Origin of the sequence: Streptomyces sp. NPDC014894, assembly GCF_043080985.1 — a bacterium.
GTDB lineage: Bacteria > Actinomycetota > Actinomycetes > Streptomycetales > Streptomycetaceae > Streptomyces.
Genome location: NZ_JBIBWD010000008.1, coordinates 337,774 through 363,202 on the forward strand (window position 1 = coordinate 337,774; position 25,429 = coordinate 363,202).

21 protein-coding genes are annotated in these 25,429 nt (G+C 74.0%); 11 read left to right on the forward strand and 10 right to left on the reverse strand.

The features are described 5' to 3' along the window. The first annotated feature begins 71 nt into the window (after window positions 1–71). The 7 genes from ACF089_RS21255 to ACF089_RS21285 all read left to right on the forward strand — a co-directional run bounded on the left by ACF089_RS21255 (window position 72) and on the right by ACF089_RS21285 (window position 7,444). Window positions 72–680 carry a response regulator transcription factor gene (locus ACF089_RS21255; RefSeq protein WP_392028719.1) on the forward strand — a complete coding sequence of 203 codons (609 nt, stop codon included), beginning with the start codon at window positions 72–74 and terminating at the stop codon, window positions 678–680. Window positions 681–879: 199 nt separating this feature from the next. Continuing rightward, a complete protein-coding gene (locus tag ACF089_RS21260) occupies window positions 880–2,526 on the forward strand; it encodes an ABC transporter substrate-binding protein (protein WP_392028721.1) in 1,647 nt (548 codons plus the stop codon). Further along, entirely contained in the window at window positions 2,523–3,566 is a 1,044-nt protein-coding gene (locus tag ACF089_RS21265) for an ABC transporter permease (RefSeq protein WP_392028722.1), read from the forward strand. The genes ACF089_RS21260 and ACF089_RS21265 overlap by 4 nt, the downstream gene beginning before the upstream one ends. Next, the gene (locus tag ACF089_RS21270) at window positions 3,563–4,423 is read left to right on the forward strand and encodes an ABC transporter permease (RefSeq protein WP_392028724.1); all 861 of its coding nucleotides are present in this window, start codon (window positions 3,563–3,565) and stop codon (window positions 4,421–4,423) included. The genes ACF089_RS21265 and ACF089_RS21270 overlap by 4 nt, the downstream gene beginning before the upstream one ends. Further along, on the forward strand, window positions 4,420–6,087 hold the full coding sequence (locus ACF089_RS21275; protein WP_392028726.1) for a dipeptide ABC transporter ATP-binding protein: 1,668 nt from the start codon (window positions 4,420–4,422) through the stop codon (window positions 6,085–6,087). The genes ACF089_RS21270 and ACF089_RS21275 overlap by 4 nt, the downstream gene beginning before the upstream one ends. A 247-nt stretch (window positions 6,088–6,334) precedes the next feature. After that, window positions 6,335–6,982 carry a nitroreductase family protein gene (locus ACF089_RS21280; protein ID WP_392028728.1) on the forward strand — a complete coding sequence of 216 codons (648 nt, stop codon included), beginning with the start codon at window positions 6,335–6,337 and terminating at the stop codon, window positions 6,980–6,982. 147 nt (window positions 6,983–7,129) lie between these two features. Then, window positions 7,130–7,444 carry an ArsR/SmtB family transcription factor gene (locus ACF089_RS21285; RefSeq protein WP_392028730.1) on the forward strand — a complete coding sequence of 105 codons (315 nt, stop codon included), beginning with the start codon at window positions 7,130–7,132 and terminating at the stop codon, window positions 7,442–7,444. Here the strand turns inward: ACF089_RS21285 and ACF089_RS21290 are convergent. From ACF089_RS21290 to hutH, 4 genes are read right to left on the reverse strand one after another with little or no spacing between them, the layout of a single operon-like run. Beyond that, window positions 7,354–8,661: a 3-deoxy-7-phosphoheptulonate synthase gene (locus ACF089_RS21290; RefSeq protein ID WP_392028732.1), complete on the reverse strand. Its 1,308-nt coding sequence runs from the start codon at window positions 8,659–8,661 to the stop codon at window positions 7,354–7,356. The genes ACF089_RS21285 and ACF089_RS21290 overlap by 91 nt on opposite strands. Next, the gene (gene asnB / locus ACF089_RS21295; protein WP_392028734.1) at window positions 8,658–10,493 is read right to left on the reverse strand and encodes an asparagine synthase (glutamine-hydrolyzing); all 1,836 of its coding nucleotides are present in this window, start codon (window positions 10,491–10,493) and stop codon (window positions 8,658–8,660) included. The genes ACF089_RS21290 and asnB overlap by 4 nt, the downstream gene beginning before the upstream one ends. A gap of 12 nt (window positions 10,494–10,505) precedes the next feature. Beyond that, window positions 10,506–12,098, reverse strand: coding sequence for an AMP-binding protein (locus ACF089_RS21300; protein WP_392028736.1), 1,593 nt, complete (start codon window positions 12,096–12,098; stop codon window positions 10,506–10,508). Then, window positions 12,082–13,725: a histidine ammonia-lyase gene (gene hutH / locus ACF089_RS21305; RefSeq protein ID WP_392028738.1), complete on the reverse strand. Its 1,644-nt coding sequence runs from the start codon at window positions 13,723–13,725 to the stop codon at window positions 12,082–12,084. The genes ACF089_RS21300 and hutH overlap by 17 nt, the downstream gene beginning before the upstream one ends. Window positions 13,726–14,139: 414 nt before the next feature. Here hutH and ACF089_RS21310 point away from each other — a divergent pair, with 414 nt between their 5' ends. Beyond that, complete coding sequence (locus ACF089_RS21310; protein WP_392028740.1) at window positions 14,140–14,547, forward strand: hypothetical protein; 408 nt, start codon at window positions 14,140–14,142, stop codon at window positions 14,545–14,547. A 138-nt stretch (window positions 14,548–14,685) separates the two neighbouring features. On the opposite strand, the gene ACF089_RS21315 is transcribed toward ACF089_RS21310, so the two are convergent. Further along, window positions 14,686–15,729: a GDSL-type esterase/lipase family protein gene (locus ACF089_RS21315; protein WP_392028742.1), complete on the reverse strand. Its 1,044-nt coding sequence runs from the start codon at window positions 15,727–15,729 to the stop codon at window positions 14,686–14,688. A 97-nt stretch (window positions 15,730–15,826) separates the two neighbouring features. Beyond that, complete coding sequence (locus tag ACF089_RS21320) at window positions 15,827–17,221, reverse strand: MFS transporter (protein WP_392028743.1); 1,395 nt, start codon at window positions 17,219–17,221, stop codon at window positions 15,827–15,829. 269 nt (window positions 17,222–17,490) lie between these two features. Between ACF089_RS21320 and ACF089_RS21325 the strand changes: the two genes are divergently transcribed. Both ACF089_RS21325 and ACF089_RS21330 read left to right on the forward strand, forming a co-directional pair. Further along, window positions 17,491–18,693 carry an acyltransferase family protein gene (locus tag ACF089_RS21325; protein ID WP_392028745.1) on the forward strand — a complete coding sequence of 401 codons (1,203 nt, stop codon included), beginning with the start codon at window positions 17,491–17,493 and terminating at the stop codon, window positions 18,691–18,693. Then, window positions 18,690–19,895, forward strand: a complete 1,206-nt coding sequence (locus ACF089_RS21330; RefSeq protein WP_392028747.1) for a cytochrome P450 — start codon at window positions 18,690–18,692, stop codon at window positions 19,893–19,895. Before ACF089_RS21325 ends, ACF089_RS21330 begins: the two co-directional genes overlap by 4 nt. An 85-nt stretch (window positions 19,896–19,980) precedes the next feature. Here ACF089_RS21330 and ACF089_RS21335 read toward each other — a convergent pair whose 3' ends face one another. After that, a complete protein-coding gene (locus ACF089_RS21335; RefSeq protein WP_392028749.1) occupies window positions 19,981–20,823 on the reverse strand; it encodes a class I SAM-dependent methyltransferase in 843 nt (280 codons plus the stop codon). A gap of 103 nt (window positions 20,824–20,926) precedes the next feature. After that, a complete protein-coding gene (locus tag ACF089_RS21340) occupies window positions 20,927–21,754 on the reverse strand; it encodes a cyclase family protein (RefSeq protein WP_392028750.1) in 828 nt (275 codons plus the stop codon). Window positions 21,755–21,879: 125 nt separating this feature from the next. On the opposite strand from ACF089_RS21340, the gene ACF089_RS21345 reads away from it, so the two are divergent. Then, the gene (locus ACF089_RS21345) at window positions 21,880–22,374 is read left to right on the forward strand and encodes a MarR family winged helix-turn-helix transcriptional regulator (RefSeq protein WP_392028752.1); all 495 of its coding nucleotides are present in this window, start codon (window positions 21,880–21,882) and stop codon (window positions 22,372–22,374) included. 137 nt (window positions 22,375–22,511) lie between these two features. On the opposite strand, the gene ACF089_RS21350 is transcribed toward ACF089_RS21345, so the two are convergent. Further along, window positions 22,512–23,747, reverse strand: coding sequence for a serine hydrolase domain-containing protein (locus tag ACF089_RS21350; protein WP_392028754.1), 1,236 nt, complete (start codon window positions 23,745–23,747; stop codon window positions 22,512–22,514). A gap of 118 nt (window positions 23,748–23,865) precedes the next feature. Beyond that, window positions 23,866–24,846, reverse strand: coding sequence for an LLM class F420-dependent oxidoreductase (locus ACF089_RS21355; protein ID WP_392028756.1), 981 nt, complete (start codon window positions 24,844–24,846; stop codon window positions 23,866–23,868). Between the last annotated feature and the right edge of the window lie 583 nt (window positions 24,847–25,429).

Here is a 25,429-nt window from a genome sequence, read left to right on the forward strand (position 1 = left end):
ATTCACCGCCGCGGGGGCGGAGTGCGATCCGTGTACTGGCCCCCGGCCGACCGTCGTTGCTCGCCGTCGGCATGACGGCGCTACTTCAGGAGGAGCCTGGGTTCGAGATCGTCAACGGCTGCCCCACCGCCGGCGCCACGGGCCGGTCGAACCCTCCCGACGTGGTCCTCATCGAGGATCTGCCGACGGTCAAGATCGCCGAGGCGATCGGCCCCGCCCGGCACTTCCCCGGCGAGACCCGCGCCACCCGGGCCGTCGTCGTCATGAGGAACGGACGCACCGACCGGATCTTCGGCTATCTCCGCTCCGGCGTCCGCTCGTTCGTCTGCGCCGACGCGGTGCCGGAGGTCCTGGTCGCCGCGGTCCGGGCCACCGCCCGGGGCGAGGCGTTCCTCAGCGACGACACCGCCCGGCTCATCATCGACATCGCGCTGCCCCACGGACCCGAGGACGTGTCCCCCGCCGCCGCGCGCACCACTCCGCTCACCGTCCGCGAACAGGAGATCTTCGCCCTGCTGGCGGCCGGGCGGTCCAACGCGGAGATCGCCGAGAGCTGCGGTCTGAGCAGCAAGACCGTGAAGTTCCACGTGTCGAACATCCTGCGCAAGCTGGGCATGCGCAATCGCATCCAGGCCGTCGTCCACGCCGCCCAGTTCACCGGCCAGGGCGCCGCCGCGTAACACCACCACCCCACCCGTCGCGGGAGCGCCAAGGTCGCCGTTCCCGCGACGGGCCACGCCCGGACGCCCGGGCGCGCCGACCGTCCCGTACGCCCGTACGCCTCCCCCGTACACCTCGCACACGCCCTCACCGCGCACGCCCGTACATCCGTGCGCGCCGAAACGCCCCGCACCCCGCACTATCTCCCTGGAGAAGCACATGCCGGCACGAACCGCCGCCGCAGTCACCGCCACCACCACAGCCCTGGCGATCGCGCTCACCGCCTGCGGCGGCTCCGAGGACCGGGGCGGCGGCGGATCGGCGGCGCCGGTCCGCGGGGGCACCTTCACCTACGGCGCCGCCGTCGGCACCTCCTGCCTGGACCCGCACACCAGCCCCGGCGACATCACCGCCGTCGTCCAGCGCAATGTGTTCGACTCCCTCGTCCACCTCGACGCGAAGGGCACGTTCCACCCCTGGCTCGCCACCTCCTGGGAGATCTCCGACGACGCCCGCAGCTACACCTTCGACCTGCGCGACGACGTCACCTTCCACGACGGCACCCGCTTCGACGCGGCGGCGGTCAAGGCCAATCTGGAGCACATCAGGGCGCCGGCCACCAAGTCCCTGTACGCCGCGGCCCTGCTCGGCCCGTACCGGAACAGCGAGGTGCTGGACGAGCACCGGATCCGGATCACCTTCTCCGAGCCCAGCGTCCCCTTCCTCCAGGCGGCGAGCACCCCCTATCTGGGCATCGCGTCGCCCGCCTCCCTCGCGCGCCACAAGGACGAGCTGTGCGCGGGCGGGAAGTTCTCCGTGGGCAGCGGCCCCTTCCGCTCGGAGCGGTACGTCAAGAACGACCGGGCGGAGTTCACCCGCAACGCCGACTACCGGTGGGCCCCGAAGGGCGCGGCCCACCAGGGTCCGCCGCTCGTCGACCGGCTCGTGGTCCGCTTCCTCCCCGAGGACTCCGTCCGCGCCGGGGCCCTGACCAGCGGCCAGGTGGACGCGGCGGCGGTGCCCATCACCTCCGCCGAGGCCCTCGAACGCGACTCCTCGCTCGAACTCACCGCCCGCCAGGCCCCGGGAGCCTCCTACTCGCTCTATCTCAACACCGACCGGGGCCCGCTGCGCGACGAGCGGGTACGCCGGGCCGTCCAGCGCTCCGTCGACGTCGACGCGCTGGTCCGCGGCGTCTACCGGGGCGAGTACGCGCGCGCCTGGAGCCCGCTCAGCCCCACCACCCCCGGCGGCTACGACGACTCCATCAAGGGCGCGATACCGCACGACCCGCGCGGCGCGGCCGCCCTCCTCGACCGGGCCGGCTGGACCGGCCGGGACTCCGACGGCTACCGCACCAAGGACGGCGAACGGCTGCGGCTGCGCTGGCCCTACATCGCGGCCCTCGTCCGCGACCAGCGCGACGTCCTCGGCGAGGCGGTCCAGGCCGAGCTGAAGAAGAACGGCGTCGACCTGGTCCGCGACGCGGTCGACACCGGCGCCTACTTCGAGCGGTACGGCAAGGGCGACTACGACGTGTGGGACAACGCCTGGGTCCGCGCCGACCCGGCGATCCTCTCCGGCTTCTACCTCTCCACCCAGCTGCCCTCGGCCGGCGGCCAGAACGTCTCCCGCACCGACGATCCGCGGGTCGACGCCTGGCTGCGCGCGGGCGCCGCCGAGAAGAGCCCGAAGGAGCGCGAGAAGTCGTACGCCAAGGTCGAGCGCTGGGCCGTCGACCACGGCACCGTCCTGCCGCTGTACGTGCCGGTGACCACCGTCGGCGTCGGGCGCGAGACCCGGGGTCTGACCTTCGACGCCAACGCCTGGCCGCAGTTCGCGGGCGTGTGGAAGAGCGATCGGTGAGCCGTCCCCTCCGGCCCGCCGACCGGGCGCCGCTCCCGCCGGCGGCCCGGCGTCCGCTCCCGCGCTCCGCCCGGCGACGGCCCGCCCCGGCCGCCCGGCGGCCGCTCGCCCCGGCGGCGAGGTGGCTGTTCCACCGGGCCGCCGGAGCCGTGCTGGTGCTCTGGGGAGCGGCGAGCCTGGCCTTCCTCGTACTCCACCTCGTCCCCGGCGACCCGGTGACCACCCTGCTCGGCGCGTCCGCCACCGATTCGGCGGCGCTCCGCGAGCAGATCCGGCGGGAGTACCGTCTCGACGACCCGCTCGCCGCGCAGTACGCCGCCTTCCTGCTCCGGCTGGCCGGCGGCGAACTGGGCGACTCCTACCAGCAGCGGCAGCCGGTCTCCGTCATCATCGGCGAACAGCTCGGCCACACCGCCGAACTGGCGCTCGGCGCGCTGGTCCTGCTGACGGCCGGGGCGCTGCTCGCCGCCACCCTCACCGCGGGGCGGCGGCGCACGGTGCGCGGCGCGGTCTCCGGGGCCGAGCTGGTCGCCGTCTCCACCCCCGCCTACTGGCTCGGCATCGTGCTGCTCACCGTCTTCTCCTTCCGGCTGAACGTGTTCCCGGTGGCGGGGGCGGGCGACTGGCGCTCGCTGGTGCTGCCCGCCGTCACCCTCGCCGCGCCGTTCGGATCGCTGCTCGCCCAGGTGCTCCGGGAGGGGATGGAGAGCGCGCTGCACCAGCCGTTCGCGCTCACCGCCCGCTCCCGGGGCCTCGGCCCCACCGCCCTGCGGCTGCGGCACGCGCTGCGGCACGCCGCCGTGCCCGCGGCGACCCTCGGCGGCTGGCTGGCCGGCGGACTGCTGGGCGGGACGGTGCTGGTGGAGACCGTCTTCGCCCGGCCGGGTCTCGGCCGGGTCGCCCTGGACGCCGTCTCGGGCCGGGACATCCCCGTCGTCGTCGGGCTGGTCCTGCTCTCGGCCGCCGTCTATCTCGTCGTCAACGCGCTGGCCGATCTGGTCTGCCTGTGGGCCGACCCCCGGCTGAGGAGTCCCGTATGAGCGTCCCCGCCGCCGGCCGGACCGGGCCGGCCCGTCTCGCGCGGACCGGCGGGCCGCGCCCCGGGCTGCCGCTGGCCTCGGCGGTGCTCGCCCTCGCCGCCGTCGCCTGTGCCGCCCCCGGGCTGCTCACCGAGGTCTCGCCCACGGCGGCCGACCCGCTCGCCGCCCTGCTGCCGCCGGGGCCCGACCACTGGTTCGGCACCGACCAGCTGGGGCGCGACGTCTACGCCCGGGTGGTGCACGGGGCCCGCCACTCCCTGCTGCTGGGCATCGGCGCGACCGCGCTCGGCGTCCTCGCGGGGCTGCTGATCGGGCTCCCGTCGGCGCTGCTGGGGCGGGCCGCCGACCAGGTCGCGATGCGCGGCATGGACGTGCTGCTGGCCCTGCCCGAAATGCTGCTCGCGCTGCTGGTGATCGCGGTGGCCGGTCCCGGCTCCGTGAACGCGCTGCTGGCCATCGCCGTCGCCTCGGTCCCCGGCTACGCCCGGCTGATCCGGGGGCAGGCGCGGGTGGTGCGGCGGGCGGAGTACATCGCGGCGGCCACCGCGCTGGGGCTGCGCCGCCGGACGGTGGTGCTGCGCCATGTGGTGCCCAACACGCTCGGTCCGCTGGTGGTGCCCGCGACCCTCGGCGTCGGCACGGCGGTCATCGCCGGTTCGGCGCTCAGCTTCCTCGGCATCGGTCCGAGGCCGCCCGCGCCCGAGTGGGGGGCGATGCTCTCGCAGGGCCGCGACGCGCTCCAGAGCGCCTGGTGGATCGCCGTCTTCCCGGGCGCCGCGATCACGGTGTCGGTGGTCGCGATCACCGTCGTCGGCCGGCGGCTGCATCTGCGACTCGAAGGGAGGCGGGAGGCGTGACCGCCGCCGTCCACGACACCGCGGCCGCCGCGCCGCGCCCGCCGTCCGCCGCCGCGCTCGCGGTGCGCGGCCTCACGGTCGCCTTCGGCCGGGGCCGGCTCCGCCGCACGGTGGTCCACGATGTGTCGCTCACCCTGGCGCCCGGGGAGTGCCTGGCGCTGGTGGGCGAGTCCGGCTCAGGGAAGAGCGTCACCGCGCGGGCCCTGGTGGGGCTCGCCGGTCCCGGGGCGAGCGTCGGGGCCGGGGAGCTGTGGGTCGACGGCCGGGAGGCGACCGGCTACCGGGAGCGCGACTGGCGGGCCGTGCGCGGCCGGGTCGTCGGACTGGTCTCCCAGGACGCGCTCTCCGCGCTCGACCCGCTGCGGCGGGTGGGCGCCGAGGTCGCCGAACCGCTGCTGGCGCACGGGCTGGCCCGCCGCGCCGAACTGCCCGGGAAGGTGTCCGGGCTGCTCGCCGACGCCGGGGTGCCCGAGCCCGGAGTGCGGGCGCGGCAGTATCCGCACCAGCTCTCGGGCGGACTGCGGCAGCGCGCCCTGATCGCCTCCGCGACGGCGGCCGGCCCCCGGGTGCTGATCGCCGACGAGCCGACCACCGCGCTGGATGTGACGGTCCAGGCCCAGGTGCTGGGGCTGCTGCGGCGGCTGCGGGACTCCGGCACCGCGCTCCTGCTGATCAGCCACGATCTCGCGGTCGTGGCCCAGTTGGCGGACCGGATCGCGGTGATGACGGACGGCCGGATCGTGGAGTCGGGACCGGCCGCGCGGGTGCTCACGGCTCCGGAGCATCCGTACACCAGGGCGCTGATCGCCTCGGTGCCGCGGCTGGACGCGCCTGCGGTCGGCCCGGACACGGCCGGCGGGCGGCGCGCCGGACGGACCGTGCCGCCGCTGCTGTCGGCCGAGGGGCTGGTGAAGCGCTACCGCTCCCCCGGCGGGAGCGAGCGCGCGGCCGTGGCGGGCGTCGGCTTCGCCGTCGGCCCGGGCGAGACCCTGGGCGTGGTCGGCGAGTCCGGCTCGGGGAAGAGCACCCTGGCCCGGCTGGCGATGGGACTGCTGACGCCCGACGAGGGCGAGGTGCTGCTCGACGGCGGCCCCTGGAGCGCGCTGGACGAACGGCTCCGGCGGCCGCTGCGCCGGGACGTCCAGCTGGTCCACCAGGATCCGCTCGCGTCGTTCGACCCTCGGTTCACCGTACGGCGGGTGCTCGGCGAGGCGCTGACGGTGGCCGGTACGCCCCGGCGGGCGCGCCGGGAGCGGTCGGCGGAGCTGCTGGAGCAGGTCGGGCTCGGCCCGGAGCTGCTGGAGCGGCGGCCGGACGGGCTGTCGGGCGGGCAGCGCCAGCGGGTGGCGATCGCCCGCGCGCTGGCCACGTCGCCCCGGCTGCTGGTGTGCGACGAGCCGGTGTCCGCGCTCGATGTGACCGTGCAGGCCCAGGTGCTCGCCCTGCTGGCCGCCCTCCGCGCCGAACTGGGGCTGGCCATGCTCTTCATCTCGCACGATCTGGCGGTGGTGCGGCAGGTGAGCGACCGGGTGCTGGTGATGCACGACGGGCGCGCGGTCGAGGAGGGCCCGGTCGACGAGGTCCTGGGCGCGCCCCGGCATCCGTACACCCGTGAGCTGCTGGCCTCGGTGCCCCGGCTGCCGGGCGGCCCGGGTGGCGGATGAGCCCGCCCGGGGCCCGGGCCTCGGCCGGGGCCCGCCCGCCCACGGCCCGAAGCGCGCACCCGGCCCGAAGCGCGTTCGCGTCCCGACGCACGTCCGCGTCCGGAGACGTGCGCGCGTCCCGACGCACGTCCGCGTACCGGGACGTGTACGCGTACCCCGGCGCATGTCCGCGGCCCCAAGCGTGTGTCCGCGGCCCCCATCGGCTCGGCGGCGGGGAGTCGCCCCGCCGCATCGGAAACGGAGATCCATGCCCCCGCTCGACCTGAGCGCCGACCAGGTGCTCACCACCACCCGTGCCGTACGCAAGCGGCTGGATCTGACGCGCCCGGTGGAGCGCGCGCTGATCGAGGAGTGCCTGGAGCTGGCCGCCCAGGCGCCCACCGGCCGCAATCGGCAGCGCTGGGACTTCGTCCTGGTGACCGATCCCGACAAGCGCGCCGCGCTCGCCGATCTCTACCGGCTCGGGCTGGCCAGCCCCCGCCAGCGGGTGGTCCGCGACGGCGTGAACCGGGGCGACCCGGTGCGCGGGGCGCGGATCGCGGACAGCGCCCAGTATCTCTTCGACCATCTCCACGAGGTGCCGGTGCTGCTGATCCCCTGCATCCGGGTCCAGGGGCGGCACGAGAACGACTCGCACGTGGGGCAGGCCAACACCTGGGGTTCGGTGCTGCCCGCGGTCTGGCAGTTCATGCTCGCCGCCCGCTCGCGGGGGCTGGGCACCGCCTGGACCACTCCCCATCTGCACTACGAGCGCGAGGCGGCGCGGCTGCTGGGCGTGCCCTACGACACGGTGCTGCAGACGGCGCTGATCCCGGTGGCCCACACCATCGGCACCGACTTCCGGCCCGGACCCCGGGTCGGGGTGGACCGGATCGCCCACTGGGACTCCTGGTAGCGGTGGCCGCAGGTCCCCGGGGCCGGGCCGGACGGCCCGGCCCCGGGTGCGTGGTTGCCCATACTTCGATGATGTGCAAACCTACGAATCAGCCTGTGCGCGGCGGCCGCCGCGCGCCCGGCGCGAGCCGAGAGGAGAGCCGGCCCCGTGCGCACCCTCACCCACCCCGCCCGGTCCGACATCGAACTCACCGCCGTCTTCCACGCGCTGAGCGATCCGACCCGGCTGTCGATCGTCCGCGGCCTGGTGGGGACGGAGGAGCAGTCCTGCGGCTCCCTCGGGATCCCCCTCTCCAAGTCGACCCTCTCCCACCATCTGAAGGTGCTGCGGGACGCGGGCGTCACCCACACCCGGATCGAGGGCACGCACCGCTACATGTCGCTGCGGCGCGAGGATCTCGACGCCCGCTTCCCGGGGCTGCTCGATGTGGCGCTGGCGGGCGACGGGGCGCGTACCGGCTGACGGTCCGCCCGGCGCGGCGGCGCGGGGACGCGCGCGAACTCCGCCACCCGGAAGGCCAGGTCCAGAGCCTCGCTCCGGTCGAGCGGAAGGCCGTCCGCCGTCTCGTCCCGGGGACGCCCCGGGCCGCCGGGGCCGCTCCTCGCGCGGTCTCCCCCGGCCGGCTCCTCCCCGCCGAGTTCGACGTGGACGCCGCCCGGATGAGTGCCGAGCGCGCGATGGACCTCGAAGAACCCCCGCACCTCGTCCACGAGGTCGTCGAATCGGCCGGTCCCGCGCCCGGCGGCGGTCGCGGCGGTGTTCCCGTGCCCCGGGTCCGTCACCCACACCGGCCGGGCGCCCGACGCCCGGGCCTTCTCGACCAGTTCGGGCAGCCGGTCACGGATCCGGCCCGCGCCCATCCGCACCAGGAAGGTGAGCCGGCCGGGCTCGCGCCCCGGGTCGAGACGGTCGGTGTACGCCAGGACCTCGTCGGCCGTGGCATCGGGCCCGAGCACGACGCCGACCGGGTTGCGGATCCCCTCGGCGAAGGCGATCCGCCCGGGGTCCGGCCGCCCGCCGCGCCCGCCGATCCAGAGCAGCTGGGCGGAGGCCGCGTACGGCCCGCCGCCGCCGCCGGGGCCGGTCCGGGTGAGCGCCTTCTCGTACGACAGGGACCGCGCCTCGCGCGAGGAGTGGAACTCCGTCCCGCCGAGCCGGTCCGGGTCCTTGCCGCAGGCCCGGACGAAGGCCAGCGCCCGGTCCATCTCGCGGACCGCCGCCTCGTGACGGCGGCCGGCGGGGGCGGTCCGTACGAAGTCCAGGTTCCAGGCGTGGATCCGTTCCAGGCCCGGGCCGCCGACGCCGGCGGTGAGGGCGCGGACCAGATTGAGGGCGGCGACCGCGTCCGAGGGCTGTGCGGGGCCTGGACCCGGACCGGGGCCGGAGCCGGGACCGGGACCGGGGCTGATCAGGCCGATCCGCACCACCGGGAGGGACGCGCCGTAGGCCAGTGCCGCGCTCATCTGGAGCAGGGTGCGCACCGTGCCCCCGACCCGCTCCGCCGAGACCGGCGCGGACGGCTCGGCGCGGTCGACGCCCTGGAGCAGCAGGGCCTCGCCGCGGGCGACGGCGGCCAGCCGTTCCCGCAGCCGGTCGCACTCCGCCGCGAGGACCAGCGGCATGCCGTCGGCGGACTCCCCGGGCGCGTCCAGGGGCCCGGCCAGTGGCCGGCGGCTCACAGCACCACCCGGACGTCGTACGCGGACAGCCAGTCGTTGAGCTGAAGGGCGCGCGGAAGGATCGGCGGCGGGGTGAAGGAGCCGTTGACCCAGTCCTGGTCGCGGACCATGGCGCGCAGCGTGCCGGCGTCGAGCAGTTCCATCGCGGGCGCGTGGGGGTCGGCGATCATGTCGGACACGGCCTCGCGCACGGACCGCAGATACTCGGGGCTCTGTCCGACGGGGAAACCGCTCTTGGGCCGGTGGACGACCTCGATCGGCAGCGCGTCCTGGACGGCGGCGCGCAGCAGCCCCTTCTCCCGGCCGCCGAGGCTCTTGAGCCGCCAGGGCACGTTCCACACGTACTCGATCAGACGGTGGTCGCAGTAGGGGACGCGGACCTCCAGCCCGTGGACCATGCTCATCCGGTCCTTGCGGTCGAGGAGGAAGGGCAGGAAGCGGGTGTGCTGGAGGTGGTAGACCTCGCGCATCCTGCGGTCGATCCCCTGCTCGCCGTCGAGCCGGGGCACCTCCTCCAGGGCCTCCCGATAGCGGTGCTCCAGCCGCTCGTGGAGATCGAGATGGGGGCGCAGCGCGGGCGAGAGCACGGCGTTGCGGTCGCGTACGCCCGCCGACCAGGGGAATCCGTCGGAGGGCTGTTCCGCCTCGCGGGCGAACCAGGGGTAGCCGCCGAAGGCGTCGTCGGCGCCTTCTCCGGAGAGGGCGACGGTGAGGTGCTTGCGGACCTCGCGGAAGAGCAGATGGAGGGACACGTCGAGGTCGCCGACGCCGGGGTGGTCGCGGGCCCGCAGGGCGAGGCCGGACTCGGCGAGCAGGGCGGTGGGTTCGACCAACACCTCCTGGTGCTTGGTGCCGACGTGGTCGACGACGGCGCGGACGTAGGGGGCGTCGCGGGAGAGGTGCAGGGCGTCGGCGGTGAAGTCGTCCTCGGCGCCGGCGAAGTCGACGGAGTAGGTGGCGAGGGGGCCGAGGCCCTCGGCGGCCAGGGCCTTCGCGCCGAGCGCGGTGATGACGCTGGAGTCGATGCCGCCGGAGAGCAGTGCGCCGAGCGGCACGTCGGCGCGCGTCTGTTCGGCGACGATTCGGTCGAGGAGGGAGCGGACGGCGGCGACGGTGGTGTCGGGGTCGTCCGGGTGGGGCGCGCTGACCAGCCGCCAGTAGCGGTACGAGGCGGTCCCGCCGCGGTCGACGCGGAGGAGGTGGCCGGGGCGGACCTCGCGCAGGGTGCGGTAGACGGCGTCGCCGGGGCGTTTGGCGGCGACGGTGAAGACGTCGGTGAGCCCTTCGGCGTCGACCTCGGGGCGGACCAGTCCGCTGGCGAAGAGGGCCTTGGGCTCGGAGCCGAAGACGACGCCGGTGTCGTGTTCGGCGTAGTAGAGGGGTTTGACGCCGAGCGGGTCGCGGCCGAGGTGGAGGGTCTGCCGTTCGATGTCCCAGAGGGCGTAGGCGAACATTCCGGCGAAGCGGGTGATGGCCTCCGCGCCCCATTCGCGGTGGGCGGCGAGGAGGACCTCGGTGTCGGACGAGGTGCGGAAGCGGTGGCCCCTGGCGCGGAGTTCGGCGCGGAGTTCGCGGTGGTTGTGGATCTCGCCGCTGAAGGAGACGACGGCGAGCGGGCGTCCGTCGTCCTCGCCGTGGGCGGTCATGGGCTGGGCCCCGCCCACGGGGTCGGTGACGGCGAGCCGGCGGTGTCCGAGGCCGATCCGGGGCGCGGTCCACACGCCCGAGTCGTCGGGGCCCCGGCGGGCGAGGGTGTCGGCCATCCTGGCGACGGCCGCGCGCTCGCGGGTCAGGTCGCGTTCCCAGTCCAGCCACCCTGCTATGCCACACATGCGGTGTTCTCCTCAGCTGTCGGCGGTGGGGGCGGTGTGCGCGGCGAGGCTCTCCTCGACGACGCCGCGGATGGGGGCGGGGAGCCGGTCCCAGTTGCGCTCGTCGTCGAGGTCGAGCACCCGGGAGAGCTTCCAGCCGAGGTACTGGCCGAGCGAGGCGAGCGGGGGGAGCTTCTCGACCGGGCGGACGGTGAGTTCCCGGCCGGGGAAGAGTCCGGCGAGCCGGGCGGTGGTGGCCCCGGTCCAGTCGGGGCCGGCCGGTCCGGTGGTGGTGACGAGACAGACGACGGCGCGGTCGCGGAGGATGAGCATGTAGTTGAGAATCTGCGGGTCGGGGATCAGCGGGCCGGGGATCAGCGGGCCGCGGATCAGCGGGTCGCGGATCAGCGGGTCGCGGACTTCAGGATTCCGGACCTCAGGATCCCGGGCCTGCTGGTCGGGGTTCAGCGGCCCCGGGTCCTCCGGGTCGCTGCTCCGCGCGTCCCCGGCGGCCGGGGCCTCGCCCCACAGCGCGGACTCCACGTCGTTCTGGCGGATGCCGCCGCCTTCCAGCGTGATGAGGTCCTGGGAGCGGCCGAGGGTGCGCAGCAGCGGGGTGGCCACTCCGCAGGGGCAGTCGGCGCCGGTGATCTCGACCAGATCGCCGGTGCGGTAGCGCAGCAGGGGCCGGGCGAGGACGTCGAGGGTGGTGACGACGAGTTCGCCCCGGTCGGGGCGGCCGTCGACGGGGCGGGATCCGGCGTCGTCCGCGATCTCCAGGGCGTAGCTCTGGGTCTGGAGGTGGAGTCCTCGGTGTTCGCAGGTGACGGCGGTGGTGCCGGTCTCGGACGAGCCATACGCGGCGACGTGGGCGCGGGCTCCGGTGAGGCGTTCGAGGTGGCGGACGAAGGCGGGTCCGGTCTGCTCGGCCATCAGCAGGAGGGTGTCGAAGACGGGGGCGGGCTCGCCGTTGCGGTGGGCGAACTGGATCATCTCCAGCAGCCGGGAGGGCGGGCCGACGAAGACATTGACCTCCAGTTCTCGGACGAGTCTCAGAACGCGGGTGTAGTCGCCGGTGATGTTGTCGACCCACGGCCGCAGTGACATGACCTGGAGGTACTCCAGGACCTTCTCGAACTGGTAGGCGGCGGGCGCGAAGGGGGCGTTGATGAGGATGAGGGCCCGGTCGGCCGGGGAGAGGATCCGGGCCCACAGCTCGCCGATGTTGATGGTGTTGACGACGAGGTCGTCCAGGGCCTTGGGCGCGGCGACGGGGTTGCCGGTGGTGCCGGAGGACTCGTAGTAGTGGAGGAATTCGGACAGGCCCCGGGTGAAGGCCCGGTGACCGCTGCCGCTGAGGGCCGTCTTGGGCAGGAAGGGGAGGCGGGGAAGGATGTCGTCGATGGCGCGTTCGGGCGGGGTCCGTTCGGCCCGGGCGACGAGTTCCGCGCCGAGGGCGTCGTCGTAGAGGGCGGAGCGGGCGGCGGCGCGGAGGGTGGCGGTGAACTTCCGGCCCCGGAAAGCGTGGTCGGGGGTTCCGGCGTGGGCCCGTCGGACGAGGGCGGTGTGGTCCCGTACCGCGTCGGCGAGTTCCCGGCCGGTCGTGGTGTCACGAAGCAGCAGCATCGGTGTCCCTCTCGTCTGGGCTGCCCGCCGCGCGGGCGAGGCTTCCGTCGGATATGAGGCGGGCGACGGCCGCGATGTCCCGGTCCATCCGGCGGTCGCGGTCGGCGAACGGCGCCCGGGAGCGGATCAGCGCGTGGACGCTCCGGGTGCGCGGGGCGGCGGCGTCGGCGCCGCGCAGATCGAGGGCCTGGGCGCCGGCGAGCAGGGCGATGGCGGCGACCTGGCCGGTGAGTTCGTTGACGGTCCTGGCGTCCCGGGCGGCGGTGGTGGCCATGCTGACCTTGTCCTGGTTGTGCGCCTCGGTGGAGCGGGAGAAGAGGGTGGCGGGCAGGGCCGTCTTGAGGGCTTCGGCGGTGACGGCGGAGGCCGCGATCTGCATGCCCTTGAAGCCGTGGTGGAGTCCGGCCTCGGACCGCGGGGCGGGCGGTACGAGGTTGGCGGGGAGCCCGCCGCTGAACTTGGGGTCGACGATCAGGGCGAGCTGGCGGTCGAGGAGGTCGGCGACGTTGGCGGTGGCGGTCTTGAGGCTGTCCATGGCCTGTCCGACGTGTCCGGCGTAGAAGTTCCCGCCGTGGTGGGGCCGGCCCTCGTCGGCGGCGAAGAGGGGGTTGTCGGTGGAGGCGTTGACCTCGGTGGTGAGCCAGGGCTCGACCCAGGAGAGGGTGTCGCGCAGGACGCCGACGACCTGGGGCGCGCAGCGTACGGAGTAGTGGTCCTGGATGCGGCGGTCGAGTTCGCGGTGGTCGCCGCCGTCCAGCGCGCCGGTGGCGTCGAGGATCTCCTCGTAGGTGGTGGAGAGGCGGGAGCCGTCGAGGAGATCGCGGAGCCGGGCGGCGGAGGTGATCTGGCCGGGGTGGGGTTTGGCGCGGTGGAGGAAGGCGTCGAAGTGGGAGGCGTTGCCGAGGAGCGCCTCGCTGACGAAGGCGGTGGCGATCTCGGCGGCGGTGGCGATCCGGGCGGCGTCGTGGGCGGCGAGCACGGCGAACGCGGTGGTGAACGCGGTGCCGTTGATGAGGGCGAGCCCCTCCTTGGCCTGGAGGGCGACCGGGGCGATCCCGGCCTCGCGCTGGGCGTCGGCGACGGCGCGGACGCGTTTGCCGACCTGGGCCTCTCCCTCGCCGAGCAGGGCGGCGGCGATGTAGCAGAGCGGTACGAGGTCTCCGCTGGCGCCGAGCGAGCCGCGTTCGGGGACGAGGGGGAGGATGTCGGCGTCGAGATGGTCCAGCAGCCGTTCGATGATCTGGGGCCGGATGCCGGAGTTGCCGCGGGCCAGGCAGTTGGCGCGGATGAGGAGGGTGGCGCGGACGACGTCGGCGGGGGCGTCGGGGCCGACGCCGTTGAGGTGGTAGCGGATCAGATTGTGCTGGAGCTGCGCGGCGCGCTCGGGGCTGATCTGCTGGGTGACGCTGTCGCCGAATCCGGTGGTGACGCCGTAGATCGGCTTCCGGGCGGCCATGAGGCGGTCACGCAGTCGCACGCTCTTCTCGGCCTCGGCGGCCGCGGCGGGGTGGAGGACGGCTCGGGCCGGCCGGCCGTGCGGCGTGGGGCGGGACAGGCGTACGACGTCGCGCAGGGTCAGGGAGGCGCCGTCGAGTTCGACGCGGGCGGGGTCGGTCCATGCGTTCACCTTCGGGACTCCAAAGGAATGAGGGCATTGCCTGTTCGCCTCAATCCTTGGCCATGGAACGCTGTTTTTCTTCCGCCGGTGGACCGGGTTGTGCCAGGTCCCGGGACCTGGGGCGACCCGGTCTGCCGGAGTGGTCGCCGCCGGGTCATATTCCTGTGACGGCGCCGACACATTCATTTATTGGAACGGGCCGTTGAAAGGGGTGTCGCCGGGTCGTACTCTCGGCGGTGGCGCGGGGCTCCGGCCTGGGCCGTGTCCTGGCGTGGCCGTGCGACGGCGCGCCCTCGGGGATTCGGCGGAATTCGGCGGGCAGATGCTCCCGCGCGCCCGTCCGGCAATTTCTTCGCCCGTCACCGTTCCCGTGTGCGCGGTATTCAGCCGTGCCGCGGCCCGAGTGGGAGATGCAGGTTACTCATGTCCGAATCCATATCTGTGCCCGACGCCGTTCTCGATGATGTCCGCAGGGCTCTCGACGCGTTTCTCGACGCCCTCAACAGCCGGTCCGTCCCCGACTGGGCGCGGACGCTGCACTATCCGCATCTGCGGGTCAGCGACGGCGAGGTCACCGTCTGGGAGACCGAGAAGGAGTATGTGGAGCGCTCGGAGCCGGAGGTGGCGCAGCTGCTGGCGACCGGCTGGGTCCGCAGCGGCTGGGAGAGCGTCGAGCTGATCCAGGGCTCGGCGGGCCAGGTCCACGCGCGGGTGCGGTTCGCCCGGTACGACCGGAACGGCGCGCTGCTCGGTTCGTTCGAGTCGCTGTACGTGCTGACGCTGCGGGACGGGCGGTGGGGGGTGCTGGCGAGGATCGCCTTCGGGGTCTGACCGTCGCGCCGTGAGGGCCGCCTCGGCGGTCGGCTTCCCGGCTGTCGGCTCCCCGGCGGGCGACTCCCCGGCGGGCGACTCCCCGGCGGTCCGGGGCGAACGCCCGCCGGGGCGGCCGGCGCCTCGCCGCCGGGGAGGTCAGGGACGGCGCGGCAGCGGGATCGCGTCGAGCGCGGTCCCGATCCGTTCGGCGAGGACGTGCTCGCCTTCGGCGGAGGGGTGGAGTCCGTCGGCGTAGAGCGCGGGGGCGTCCTTCACGGGGGCGAGCGCGAGCCCGTCCACCAGGTGCAGGGCGCGGTCGCCGAGCCGCTGGAGGACGCGTACCGCCTCCTCGGTGAGGGCGCGGGCGTCCCGCAGGGTCAGTCCGGCGGTGTTGAGGCTCTGTTCGCGGTCGGGCGAGGAGAGCGGGGTGATGACGGCGACGGGGGTGTCCGGGTGGCCGTCGCGGACGGTGTCGACGAAGCCGCAGACCGCGGAGCCCCAGGTCCTGGCGGTGAACGCGCCCCGGATGTAGGCGTTGATGCCGAGTTCGAGGCTGATCAGCTCCGCCGGGGCGTCCCGGAGGGTCCGGGCGACGACCGGGTCGAGATAGGCCTCCCCGGCGAAGCCCAGATTCCGCAGCCGCCACCCCCGGCCCGCCGCGACGATCGCGGGCCAGGTCTCGGAGGGCCCGGAGGCGAACACGCACTGGGTGAGGGAGCTGCCGTACGCCGCCCAGCGCGGTCCCGTCCGCTCGACGGCGGCGAGGGTGCGGTGGCCGTGGAAGGCGACCGCGACGAGCCGGGTGACGCCCAGGTGCGGGAGCCAGACCTCGACCTCGGCGGGTGCGCGGGCCGCCGGGGGCAGCGGGAAGTCGACCCGCTGCGGGCCGGGGCCGCCGGACCAGCGGTGGACGAGGACGCCGTCGACCCTGATGTCGAGCGGCGCGCCGCCGGGGTCGGTCTCCGTCTCCAGGGTGATCCGGGCGGCGTCGGTGCGGACGGCGAACCGTATGCCCGCGGCGGTCCGGGCGACCCGGTCGAGGCCCGGTGACATCGCGGTGGCCAGGCGTTCCAGGGGCATGCGCAGCGGCAGCGCCCCGGCGGGTCCCCGGCTCCAGCCGCCGACGCCGTCGAAGGAGAGCCGGGGGTCGTCGGGGGCCAGGCGCTCCGCCGCCGCGGCGGGCCGGGTGTCGGCGGTCATACGGGGCTTCCTCGGTCGGGGCGGCGGGGGCGGGCGGTGCTCCGCGCGTGTTCACCGGGGGCGGCGTTCGTACGCGTCCACGCGCCGAGGGCGTCGGTCACGCGCGCTCGCTCTCCAGGGGCGTCCGGTCGGCGCTCCCGGCGTCGTCCGGCTCCGGCCCGGGGCTCTTCGCCGGGCCCAGTCCGAGCGCCGCGGCGGCCGCTCCGACGAGGGAGAAGAGACCGACGGCGAGGAAGGCGTAGTGGTACGAGTCGAGTTCGCCGGCGGTTCCGGCGGAGGCCAGCACCGCGGCGGCGACGGCGACGCCGAGGCCGCCGCCGAGCTGGAGCGCGGACTGGATCAGGGAGGTCGCCAGGCCCTGCTGGGCGTCGGGGACTCCGCTGACGCCCGCGATGTTGAAGCTGGGGAAGCTCAGACCGTTGCCGACGCCGTGGATGATGAGCGCGGGCAGCAGCACGGCCGCGTAGCCGCTGTCCTCCCCGGCGCGCAGGAAGAGCAGGATGCCGAGTCCCTGGAGGAGCAGTCCGGCCACCGCGGGGATCCGCAGCCCCCAGCGGTTGATGACCTTCGGGGTGATGTTCACGGTGACGAGGATCGCGGCGGCCATGGGCACGATCGCCAGCCCCGCGCCGAGGGCGTTGTAGCCCAGCACCTGCTGGAGGTACAGCAGGGCGACGAACTGCCAGCCGATGGTGGCGCAGGCCCAGGTCAGGCCGATGACATTGGCGGTGGACAGGGTGCGGGAGCGGAAGATCGAGAGCTGGACCAGCGGTTCGCGGCGGCGGCTCTCGACGACCACGAAGGCGACGAGGAGCAGTACGGCCGCGGTGAGCGAGAGCACCGTCGCCGCCGAGCCCCAGCCGGCCTCGGGGGCGCGGGTGAGGGCGAGGACCAGGAGCAGCGCCCCGCCGGTGGCGGTGAGCGCGCCGAGGGCGTCGAATCCGGGGCGGTCGCCGGTGCGGGGCCGGTCGGGGGCGACGGCGTACCGCACGGTGGCGAAGACCAGGGCGGCGATGACGAAGGGGACGAAGAAGGTGAGCCGCCAGTTGAGTTCGGTGAGCACGCCGGAGAGGACCAGCCCGGCCGCGTAGCCGCTCGCGCCGGTCAGCGAGAAGATGCCCACCGCCCGGTTGCGCTCGGGGCCCTCCTTGAAGGTGGTGGTGATGATGGAGAGCGCGGCGGGGGCGATGAACGCCGCCGCGACGCCCTTGACCACCCGGCTGACGATCAGCAGCGTCCCGTCGGAGACGAATCCGCCCGCCAGGCTGGCCACGGCGAAGACGGCGGTGCCCCAGAAGAACATCCGGCGTCTGCCGAAGAGGTCGGCGGCCCGGCCGCCGAGCAGCAGAAAGCCTCCGTACGCGACCGCGTAGCCGGAGATGATCCACTGGAGCTCCTCCCCGCTCAGCCCCAGATCGTCCTTGAGTTCGGGCAGCGCCACGCCCATCAACGAGACGTCCATGGAGTCCAGGAACAGCTGCGCGCAGAGCACCAGGAGGGCAAGTCCCTTACGGGCGCCGAGAGTTTCCCCCGGACGCGAGGCCGAGTGTGGATCCGACATCGTTCGCCGCCATTCGATCCGTCAGACAACTGTCTGCTCGCCAGTGATGTGCCCTGAAAGTAGCAGCCAGATCGTCTGGCAGCAAACAATCTGACGCGAAACACAAAGACTTCAGCCTTGCGAACCGACCGGCCCGCCCCTACGCTTCGAATGTTTTCGAACAATAAAAGTTGTCCGGTTCTCCCCTCCGGAGCACAGCCATGTCTCTGTCCGAAAACCGGCCGCGCCTGCCCTCGCTCACCGGGCTCCGCTTCATCGCCGTCCTTCTCGTCTTCGCCTTCCACGCCTCCCTCCAGACACCGTTCGCCGACCGCGGCCTCGGCACGGCCTACGCGGAGCTGGTCGCGGGCGCGGGCTGGCTGGGCGTCAGCTTCTTCTTCGTCCTCAGCGGATTCGTGCTCACCTGGTCGTCCCGGACCGGGGACACGGCGGTCAGCTTCTGGCGCCGCCGCGCCGCGAAGATCTATCCCCTGCACCTGCTGACCTGGGCGGCGGCGCTCGCACTGCTCGCCTGGTCGGGCGCCCCGGCGACGGCCCGCCAGGCCGTCCCCAATCTGCTGCTGGTCCACACCTGGGCGCCCGACCGCGCCGTCTTCTCCAGCCTCAACGACGTCAGCTGGTCGCTCTCCTGCGAGGTGTTCTTCTATCTCGCCTTCCCGCTCGCCATCGCCGCCGTGCGCCGGATCCGCCCGGAGCGGCTCTGGCTCTGGGCGGCCGGGGCGGCCCTCGCCGTACCGCTGCTGCCCCTGCTCTCCGAACTGCTGCCGCCCGGCGAGGCGCTGCCCTTCGGCTCCGGATCCGTCGCACAGTTCTGGCTGGTCTACGTCCTTCCGGTGGGCCGGGCGCTGGAGTTCGCCCTCGGCGTGCTGCTCGCCCGGATGGTCCTCACCGGCCGCCGGCTGCCCGGCGGGATCCCCACGGCGGCCGTCCTGCTCGCCGCCGGATACGCGCTCTCCCTGCGACTGCCCTTCCTGTACGGGCTGACCAGCGCGACCGTCGTCCCGATCGGCCTGCTGGTGGCGGCGGTCGCCCGGCGGGACGCGGCGGGCCGCGGCTCCTTCCTGGCCCGCCCGGCCCTCGTCCGCCTCGGCGAGTGGTCGTTCGCCTTCTACCTCGTCCACCGGCTGCTGCTCCAGCACGGCCACCGGCTGCTCGGCGAGGGCCGCACCTGGTCCACCCCCGCCGCCGTCGCCCTGCTGGCGGCCGCCTTCGCGCTCTCCCTGCTCATCTCCTGGGCGCTGCACACGCTGGTCGAGCGGCCCGCGATGCGGCTGCTGGGCGGATCCCGGCGCACCGCACCGCCCGAGCGGCCCGCCGGTCCCCCGCCCACCGGTCCCGCCCCCGCCCCCGTCGCGCCGGCCGCCGCCGGACGCCCCCGACACCCGAGAGGCAGCTCCCGATGACCGACCCGATCCTGCCCGAGTACCCCTTCCCCGTCGGCCCGTTCGCCGAGCCCCCCGAGGAGTACGCGGCGCTGCGCGCCCAGTGCCCCGTGACCCGCGTCCGGCTCCCCAGCGGGGACAGCGCGCTGATGGTCACGGGGTACGACGAGGTGGTGGCCGCCATGGCCGACCGCAGGCTCTCCCGGGCCGCGCTGCGCGAACCCGGAGCCGTTCGCACCGTGAAGGGCGAGGACTTCTCCGACAATCCGTACAACCTCCTCAACCAGGAGGGCGAGGACCACGCCCGGCTGCGCCGGCTGATCGCCCCCGCCTTCACCCCGCGCAGGGCGGAGAAGTGGCGGGCCCGGGTCGAGGAGATCGCCCATGAGCTGATCGACCGGCTGGAGGCGGGCCCGCGCCCCGCCGACCTCCACCACGACTTCGCCGCCGTACTGCCCGTCTGGGTCATCTGCGAGATGGTCGGCGCGCCCGTCGAGGACCGCGACCGGCTGCACCGCTGGACCGAGGCCCTCGTCAGCATCACCGCCCACACCCCCGAGGAGCGGCTGGCCGCCCGCGAGGAGTCGGCCGCGTACGTCGCCGGACTCATCGCCGAACGCCGCGCGAACCCGAGCGACGACCTGCTCAGCACCCTGATCGCCGCCCGCGACGGCGACAACGACCGGCTGGGCGAGCGCGAGCTGGTCTGGCTCGGCATCAATCTGCTGGTCGCCGGGCACGACACCACCGTCGGCGCCGTCGTCCGCTCGCTCTACCAGCTGCTGCGCCACCCCGACCAGTGGCGGCTGCTGACCGAGGACCCCGCGCTCGTGCCCGCGGCCACCGAGGAACTGCTGCGGTACGCGCCCCCGTCGGACATCGGCTTCATGCGCGTCGCGACCGAGAAGCTGGAGATCGCGGGCACGGCGATCTCCCCCGGCGAGGGCGTCATCCCGGTGATGCACGCGGCGGGGCGCGACACCCGTCACGTCGACCGCCCCGAGGAGCTGGACCTCACCCGTACCGACGCGGTGCACGCCGCGTTCGGGCACGGCGCGCACTACTGCCCGGGCGCGGGGGTGGCCCGGATGGAACTCCAGGTGGCCTTCGGCGTGCTGGCCCGGCGGCTGCCGTCGCTGCGGCTCGCCGTGCCGCCCGAGCGGGTGGAATGGCTGGGCGGTCTGCTCACCCTGCGGCCCAGGGCACTGCCCGTGGAGTGGTGACCGCCCCGCGCTGAGCGCCGGCGGGCCGGAGGAGCAGACACGAGAGCGCCGTACGGGCCGGGCCCGTACGGCGCTCTCGTCGCGGTCAGACGGCCGGGCCGTCCTTGACGCCCCAGGCGGTGAACACGGCCAGCGACAGATCGTGGAACGCGGGGTCGCCCAGCTCGGCGTAGGCCGCCTCGAAGTCCTCGTCCGAGGCGAGCCCCTCGGCGACCACCGCCGCCCTGGTCTGCTCCAGGGTGAGCCGCCACCACAGCGCCTCGTCGTCGCCGCCCCGGATCCGCTGGATCCTGGCGTCGTAGCCGATGCCGCTCAGGCCCTTGCCCTCGAACGGCACCGGGAAGGCGCGGGCCCACTCCGTGTCCGTGCCCACCGCGCTCTCCAGATGGGTGCGGAAGGCCCGCATCACCTTCCGGTACGCGGGGTGCGGCGAGTCCTTGATCGGGAAGAACGCGGGCTCCTCCAGGACCAGTACGCCGCCGGGCGCGAGCCACCGGACCAGCCGGGCGAGCGCCTTCTCCGGGTCGGGCAGATGGATGATCACGTACCGGGCGTGAACGAAGTCGAACGAGCCCGGCGGGAAGTCCTCCGTGTAGACGTCGTGGCGCAGCACCCGTACGCCCTCGTCCGCCAGTCCGTCCAGGAAGGTGGTGTCCAGATCGGTGACGGTGACCTCGGCGCCCCGCCCGGCGAGCCAGCGGGCGACCGAGCCGCCGCCCCCGCCGACCTCCAGCACCCGGTGCCCCTCGGCGAGCCCGAGGCTCTCGAAGCGGGCGCGGGTGTGGTGGTCGAGCACGGACTCCAGCAGGCTCAGCCGCTCCCGCTCGGTGGAGACGGCGTGGCTGAAGACCCCGTCCCGGTAGCGCTCCTGGTTCCACTCCCAGCGGTCGGCGGTCTCGGGGGCGTCGGCGGTGGGGGATGTGCTCATGACCTGGTCTCCCTGGCGTCGGACGGTACGGAGGGCGGTACGGGCGGACGGTGCTGGGGGCCGAGGGGGCGTCGGCGGGCGCGGTGCTTCGCGGGAGCGGGCCTCACAGGAACGCCAGCACCCGGACCGGACCGCCGGTGCCGCCGACATGGCGGGGCGCGCCGACGACGGCGACGGCCCCGGTGTCGGGGACGGTGTCCAGGGCCGCCAGGCACTCGATGGCGTACTTCCCTGCGGGCAGCAGCACCCGGTGGGTGTACGGGTCGGCAGGCCGGGAGCCGGGGTCCAGGCTCGGCGAGTCGATGCCCACGCCCACCACCGAGCGCTCCTCGACGAGGAAGGCCGCGGCCTCCACCGAGATCCCGGGGAAGCGGTAGAGGCCGTCCTTCTCGTCGAAGTTGAGGAAGGCCCCGGGAGTGTCGATGCGCGCGGCCCAGCCGTTGTCCACGGCGAGCAGGGCGCGGTCGGGTATCCGGCCGTTGCGGCTCTCCCAGCGCAGGAGGTCGTCGACGGTCAGCTCGGTGACATGGTCGCGGGCGGCGCGCTCGCCGACGCGGACGACGGCGAGCGGTGCGACGAGGGACTCCACGGGGATCCGTTCGACGGTGAGGCCGTCGTCGTCGAAGTGGCTGGGGGCGTCGATATGGGTGCCGATGTGCTCGTTGTAGGTGAGTTCCAGGGCGTTGTACTCGTGCTCCGCGAGATTGGCCAGCCGCTTGATCTCCATCGGCCGCACATAGAGGTCGAAGACGGGCCAGTCGGGGCCGACGACATGGGTGAGGTCACGGACGGCGGAGCCGGGGAGCCGGACTCCCCCGGCGGCCCCGGACCGGCGGGCGTCCTTCCGTTCCTGGGCGTCGGGGGCCGTCGGGCCGGCCGGACGCTCCGGCTCCGGTGGCACCGAGGCGGCGATGGTCTGCGGGTTGCACATGGAGAACCTTCCGTTCCGCCGGCTTCCGCGAGTCGACGTTAGACTGATGAGGGAAAACGTTCTGGCATCAGACGATCTGGATTACGCCGGGTGGTCCGCCGACCATGACCGCATGAGGAGCAGCCATGACCGTCACCCAGCCCTCGCGCCGCACGTCGCCCAGCAGGCAGCAGACGGAGGCCGGCCGGGATCCGTACTTCTCCCGGCTGGCCCAGGAGCGCCCGGACATCGCGCTCTGCCGGGCGACCACGCTGGTGGCGCGGGCGATCGACGAGGAGCTGACCGGCCGCCGGCTGACGGTGGCCCAGCATCTGGTGCTGAAGATGCTGAAGGACGTGGGTCCCAGCTCCCAGCAGGAGCTGAGCGAGCAACTGCGCATCGACCGCAGCGTGATGGTGGGGTGTATCGACGGCCTGGAGGATTCGGGGCTGGTCCGCCGGGAGCGGCACCCCCGGGACCGCCGGGCGTACGCGGTGACGCTGACCCCGGAGGCGGGGCCGGTGCTGGACGAGGCCGAGAGCGGGGTGCCGGCGCTGCTGGACCGGGCGTTCGAGGCGCTGACGCCCGCCGAGCGCAGGACCCTGACCCGGCTGGTGGGCAAGATCCTGGACGTGGGGTGACCGGGAGCGGTCCGGGCGGCCGCCCGTCGGCCGGTCGGTCCGGCAGTCCGGTCGGTCCGGGTCGGTCCGGGTCGGTCCGGTCCGTTTCGGTCCGTTTCGGTGACCGGCCGAGTCCGGCTGGGTCCGACTGAGCCCGGTCAGCTGATGAGGGCCTGATTGACGAGCTGCCGCAGCCGCCCGTGCAGCGGATGGGCGCTGGACGGCATCAGCTGGGTGAAGAAGAGCACGGTGAGCCGCTCCACCGGATCGACCCAGAAGACGGTCCCGGCCGCGCTGTGCCATCCGTACTCCCCCGGGCTCGCGAGGACCCCGGCCCGCGCGGGATCCTCCACGACGGCGAATCCGAGGCCGAAGCCCACTCCGGCGGTGGGCATCTCGGAGAAGACCGGACGGCCGACGGCGTGGAGATCGGCTCCGCCGGGGAGATGGTTGCGCAGCATGTGCCGTACGGTGCGCGGGCCGAGGACGCGCACACCGTCGTAACTGCCCTCGCCGAGCAGCATCTGCGAGAAGCGGTGGTAGTCGGCGAGGGTCGTCACGAGGCCGGCGCTGCCGGAGAGCGCGGCGGGCCGGTGCAGCGCCCCGGCGCCGAAGGCGTCGTTGCGCACGGCCCGGCCGTTCGCCGGGTTCACCGTGTAGAAGGCGGCGAGCCGGTCGGCCTTCTCCGGCGGGACATGGAATCCGGTGTCCCGCATCCCGAGCGGCTCCAGGACGCGCCGGGCGAAGAAGTCCTCCAGGCTCTGCCCCGAGACCACCTCGATCAGCCGCCCCAGGACATCGCTGGAGACTCCGTAGTTCCAGGCCGTGCCCGGTTCGAAGAGCAGCGGGAAGGAGGCCCACTGCTCACAGCAGGCGGCGAGGTCGAGGCCGGGCGGAGTGGCCCATTCGTAGCCGTTCTTCGTATAGATCTCGTCCACGGGGTGGGCGCGGTGGAAGCCGTAGGTGAGTCCGGAGGTGTGGCTCAGCAGATGGCGGACCCGGATCGGTTCGGCGGCGGCGACGGTGACCGGGCGGTCCACCGGTCCTCGCTGGTAGACGCGGGCGTCGGCGAAGGCGGGGAGATAGCGGTCGATCGGGTCCTGGAGTCCGATCAGCCCCTCCTCGACCAGGATCATGGCGGCGACCGAGGTGACGGGTTTGGTCATCGACCAGGCTCGGTAGAGGGTGTCGCCCTCGGCCGGCAGGCCGTTCTCGACGTCCCGCAGTCCGTACTCGGCGAGATGGGCGACCCGACCGTCCCGGGTGACGGCGAGCTGCCAGCCGGGCAGCCGTCCGTCGTCCACATAGGCGGCCAGGGCCCGGTCCAGCCGGCCCAGCCGGTCGGCGTCGAGCCCCACGTCCGCCGGGTCCGCCTCGATTTTGATCCGGGACACATCGCCTCCTGGTGAGCCGCGAACGGCATATGATTTGAAGGTTCGCGATTGATGGAACTATAGGATCGGGACCCGTCGCCGACAAGGGATTAAGCGGCCGACTCGGGCGAACGCGGGGTCAGTTCACCGGGGCGAGCGCGCGCAGCGCGGCGAGCATCGCCTCGGGGCCGGCGCCGAACTCGGGCGCGGGCAGCACCGCCAGCAGGGGCGTGGTCACCCCGGCCGCGACATAGCGGTCCACCTGCTCCCGGCACCGCTCGGGGCTGCCGTGGACCAGGAGTTCGTCGATCAGCGCGTCCGGGACGGCCTCGCAGGCGGCCCAGTGGTCGCCCGCCGCCCAGGCGCGGTGCGAGGCGGCCAGCTCGTCGCCGCGCCCCAGCCAGGCGTGGAACGCCGAGTAGGTGCGGGCGTTGAGGATCGGGCCGAGGAGCGCCCGCCCGCGGGCACGGGCGTGGGCGGCGTCCCGGGTCGGACAGACGAAGATCCTGGCGACCACCTCCTTGTCCGCCCCCTCGGGCCCCATGGCCGCCAGCACGGGGGGAAGATCGCGCACCGCGAGGAAGTTGGTGACCAGTCCGTCCGTCTCGCGCCCGGCCAGGCGCAGCATCTGGGGGCGGAGCGCGCCGATGAGGACGGGCGGCGGCGGGTTCGGGCGGACGGCGGGCCGGTAGCCCTCGATGGTGAAGGAGTCGAAGACCCCCTGCACCGGCTTGCCGGCCAGCGCCCTCTTCAGGAAGCGCACGGTGTCGCGGACCCGGCGATAGGGGTGCTCGAAGGGGATGCCGTTGATCCGGGTGACGAAGGGCGGACCGGAGGAGCCGACGCCCACCGCGACCCGGCCGGGGGCCGCCTCGGCGAGCGTCGCCACCGTCATCGCGAGCAGGGCGGGGCCGCGGGTCTGCACCGGGATCACGGCGGTGCCCAGCCGCAGGGACGGCGACCAGGCGGCGGCGAGGGCGAGCGGGGTGAATCCGTCGTAACCGGCGGCCTCGCCGGTCCAGACGTCGGTGTAGCCGAGGTCGGGCAGCTCCTCGATGATCCGCCGGTGTTCGGAGAGCGGCACGGTACTGAGCGGGATCGTCACTCCATGACGCGTCATGTCTCCCTCTCGCACAGAGAATTCGATTGTTCTACGTTCTTCGAATCATTAAGTTAGGGGCAGCCTCCCCGGCTGTCAACGCCCACCGACCGCCCCCGTACACCCGAAACGGTGACCATGGCCCCTGGGACGTGTCACACGTCACAATTGAATGCCCCGAAATACCGGAACATTACGGGCTGGCCCTCCGTTGAGAGGTATGTGGCTACGGAGGGGACAGTGTCCCCGGGCCCACCCCTCGGCCCCTGGGGAAGATCGTTCGGCTGAAGCCCCATGGAGCCCTCCGCCGCGAGGCGACCGCCCTTCCGTGACCGCGTCATACCGCCCCCGGCTGGTCATCCCCCCGTCCAGCCGGGGGCTTCTCCATGTCCCGACCTCCCCGGCCCGCCTCCTGGGCACATCCCCGCGCCTGGCCGGCCCGCCTCCCGAGTACGTCCCCGCGCCTGCCCGGGCACCTCCCGGACGCGCCCCTCGCGCACATCGCACCCCTCACGCCCCTCACACCCCTCGCGCCCCGGCGCGGAGGCCGTGCGGCGCCGCCGGCTCCCGGCCGCGTACCCGGAAAAGCGCCGAAAGGAACCGG

Bases quoted from the DNA above. Each gene is read 5' to 3' on its own strand.
- ACF089_RS21255 (WP_392028719.1), top strand. From the start codon at position 72: ATGACGGCGCTACTTCAGGAGGAGCCTGGGTTCGAGATCGTCAACGGC.
- ACF089_RS21260 (WP_392028721.1), top strand. From the start codon at position 880: ATGCCGGCACGAACCGCCGCCGCAGTCACCGCCACCACCACAGCCCTG.
- ACF089_RS21270 (WP_392028724.1), top strand. From the start codon at position 3,563: ATGAGCGTCCCCGCCGCCGGCCGGACCGGGCCGGCCCGTCTCGCGCGG.
- ACF089_RS21280 (WP_392028728.1), top strand. From the start codon at position 6,335: ATGCCCCCGCTCGACCTGAGCGCCGACCAGGTGCTCACCACCACCCGT.
- asnB (WP_392028734.1), bottom strand. From the start codon at position 10,493: ATGTGTGGCATAGCAGGGTGGCTGGACTGGGAACGCGACCTGACCCGC.
- ACF089_RS21300 (WP_392028736.1), bottom strand. From the start codon at position 12,098: ATGCTGCTGCTTCGTGACACCACGACCGGCCGGGAACTCGCCGACGCG.
- ACF089_RS21310 (WP_392028740.1), top strand. From the start codon at position 14,140: ATGTCCGAATCCATATCTGTGCCCGACGCCGTTCTCGATGATGTCCGC.
- ACF089_RS21315 (WP_392028742.1), bottom strand. From the start codon at position 15,729: ATGACCGCCGACACCCGGCCCGCCGCGGCGGCGGAGCGCCTGGCCCCC.
- ACF089_RS21325 (WP_392028745.1), top strand. From the start codon at position 17,491: ATGTCTCTGTCCGAAAACCGGCCGCGCCTGCCCTCGCTCACCGGGCTC.
- ACF089_RS21330 (WP_392028747.1), top strand. From the start codon at position 18,690: ATGACCGACCCGATCCTGCCCGAGTACCCCTTCCCCGTCGGCCCGTTC.
- ACF089_RS21335 (WP_392028749.1), bottom strand. From the start codon at position 20,823: ATGAGCACATCCCCCACCGCCGACGCCCCCGAGACCGCCGACCGCTGG.
- ACF089_RS21340 (WP_392028750.1), bottom strand. From the start codon at position 21,754: ATGTGCAACCCGCAGACCATCGCCGCCTCGGTGCCACCGGAGCCGGAG.
- ACF089_RS21345 (WP_392028752.1), top strand. From the start codon at position 21,880: ATGACCGTCACCCAGCCCTCGCGCCGCACGTCGCCCAGCAGGCAGCAG.
- ACF089_RS21355 (WP_392028756.1), bottom strand. From the start codon at position 24,846: ATGACGCGTCATGGAGTGACGATCCCGCTCAGTACCGTGCCGCTCTCC.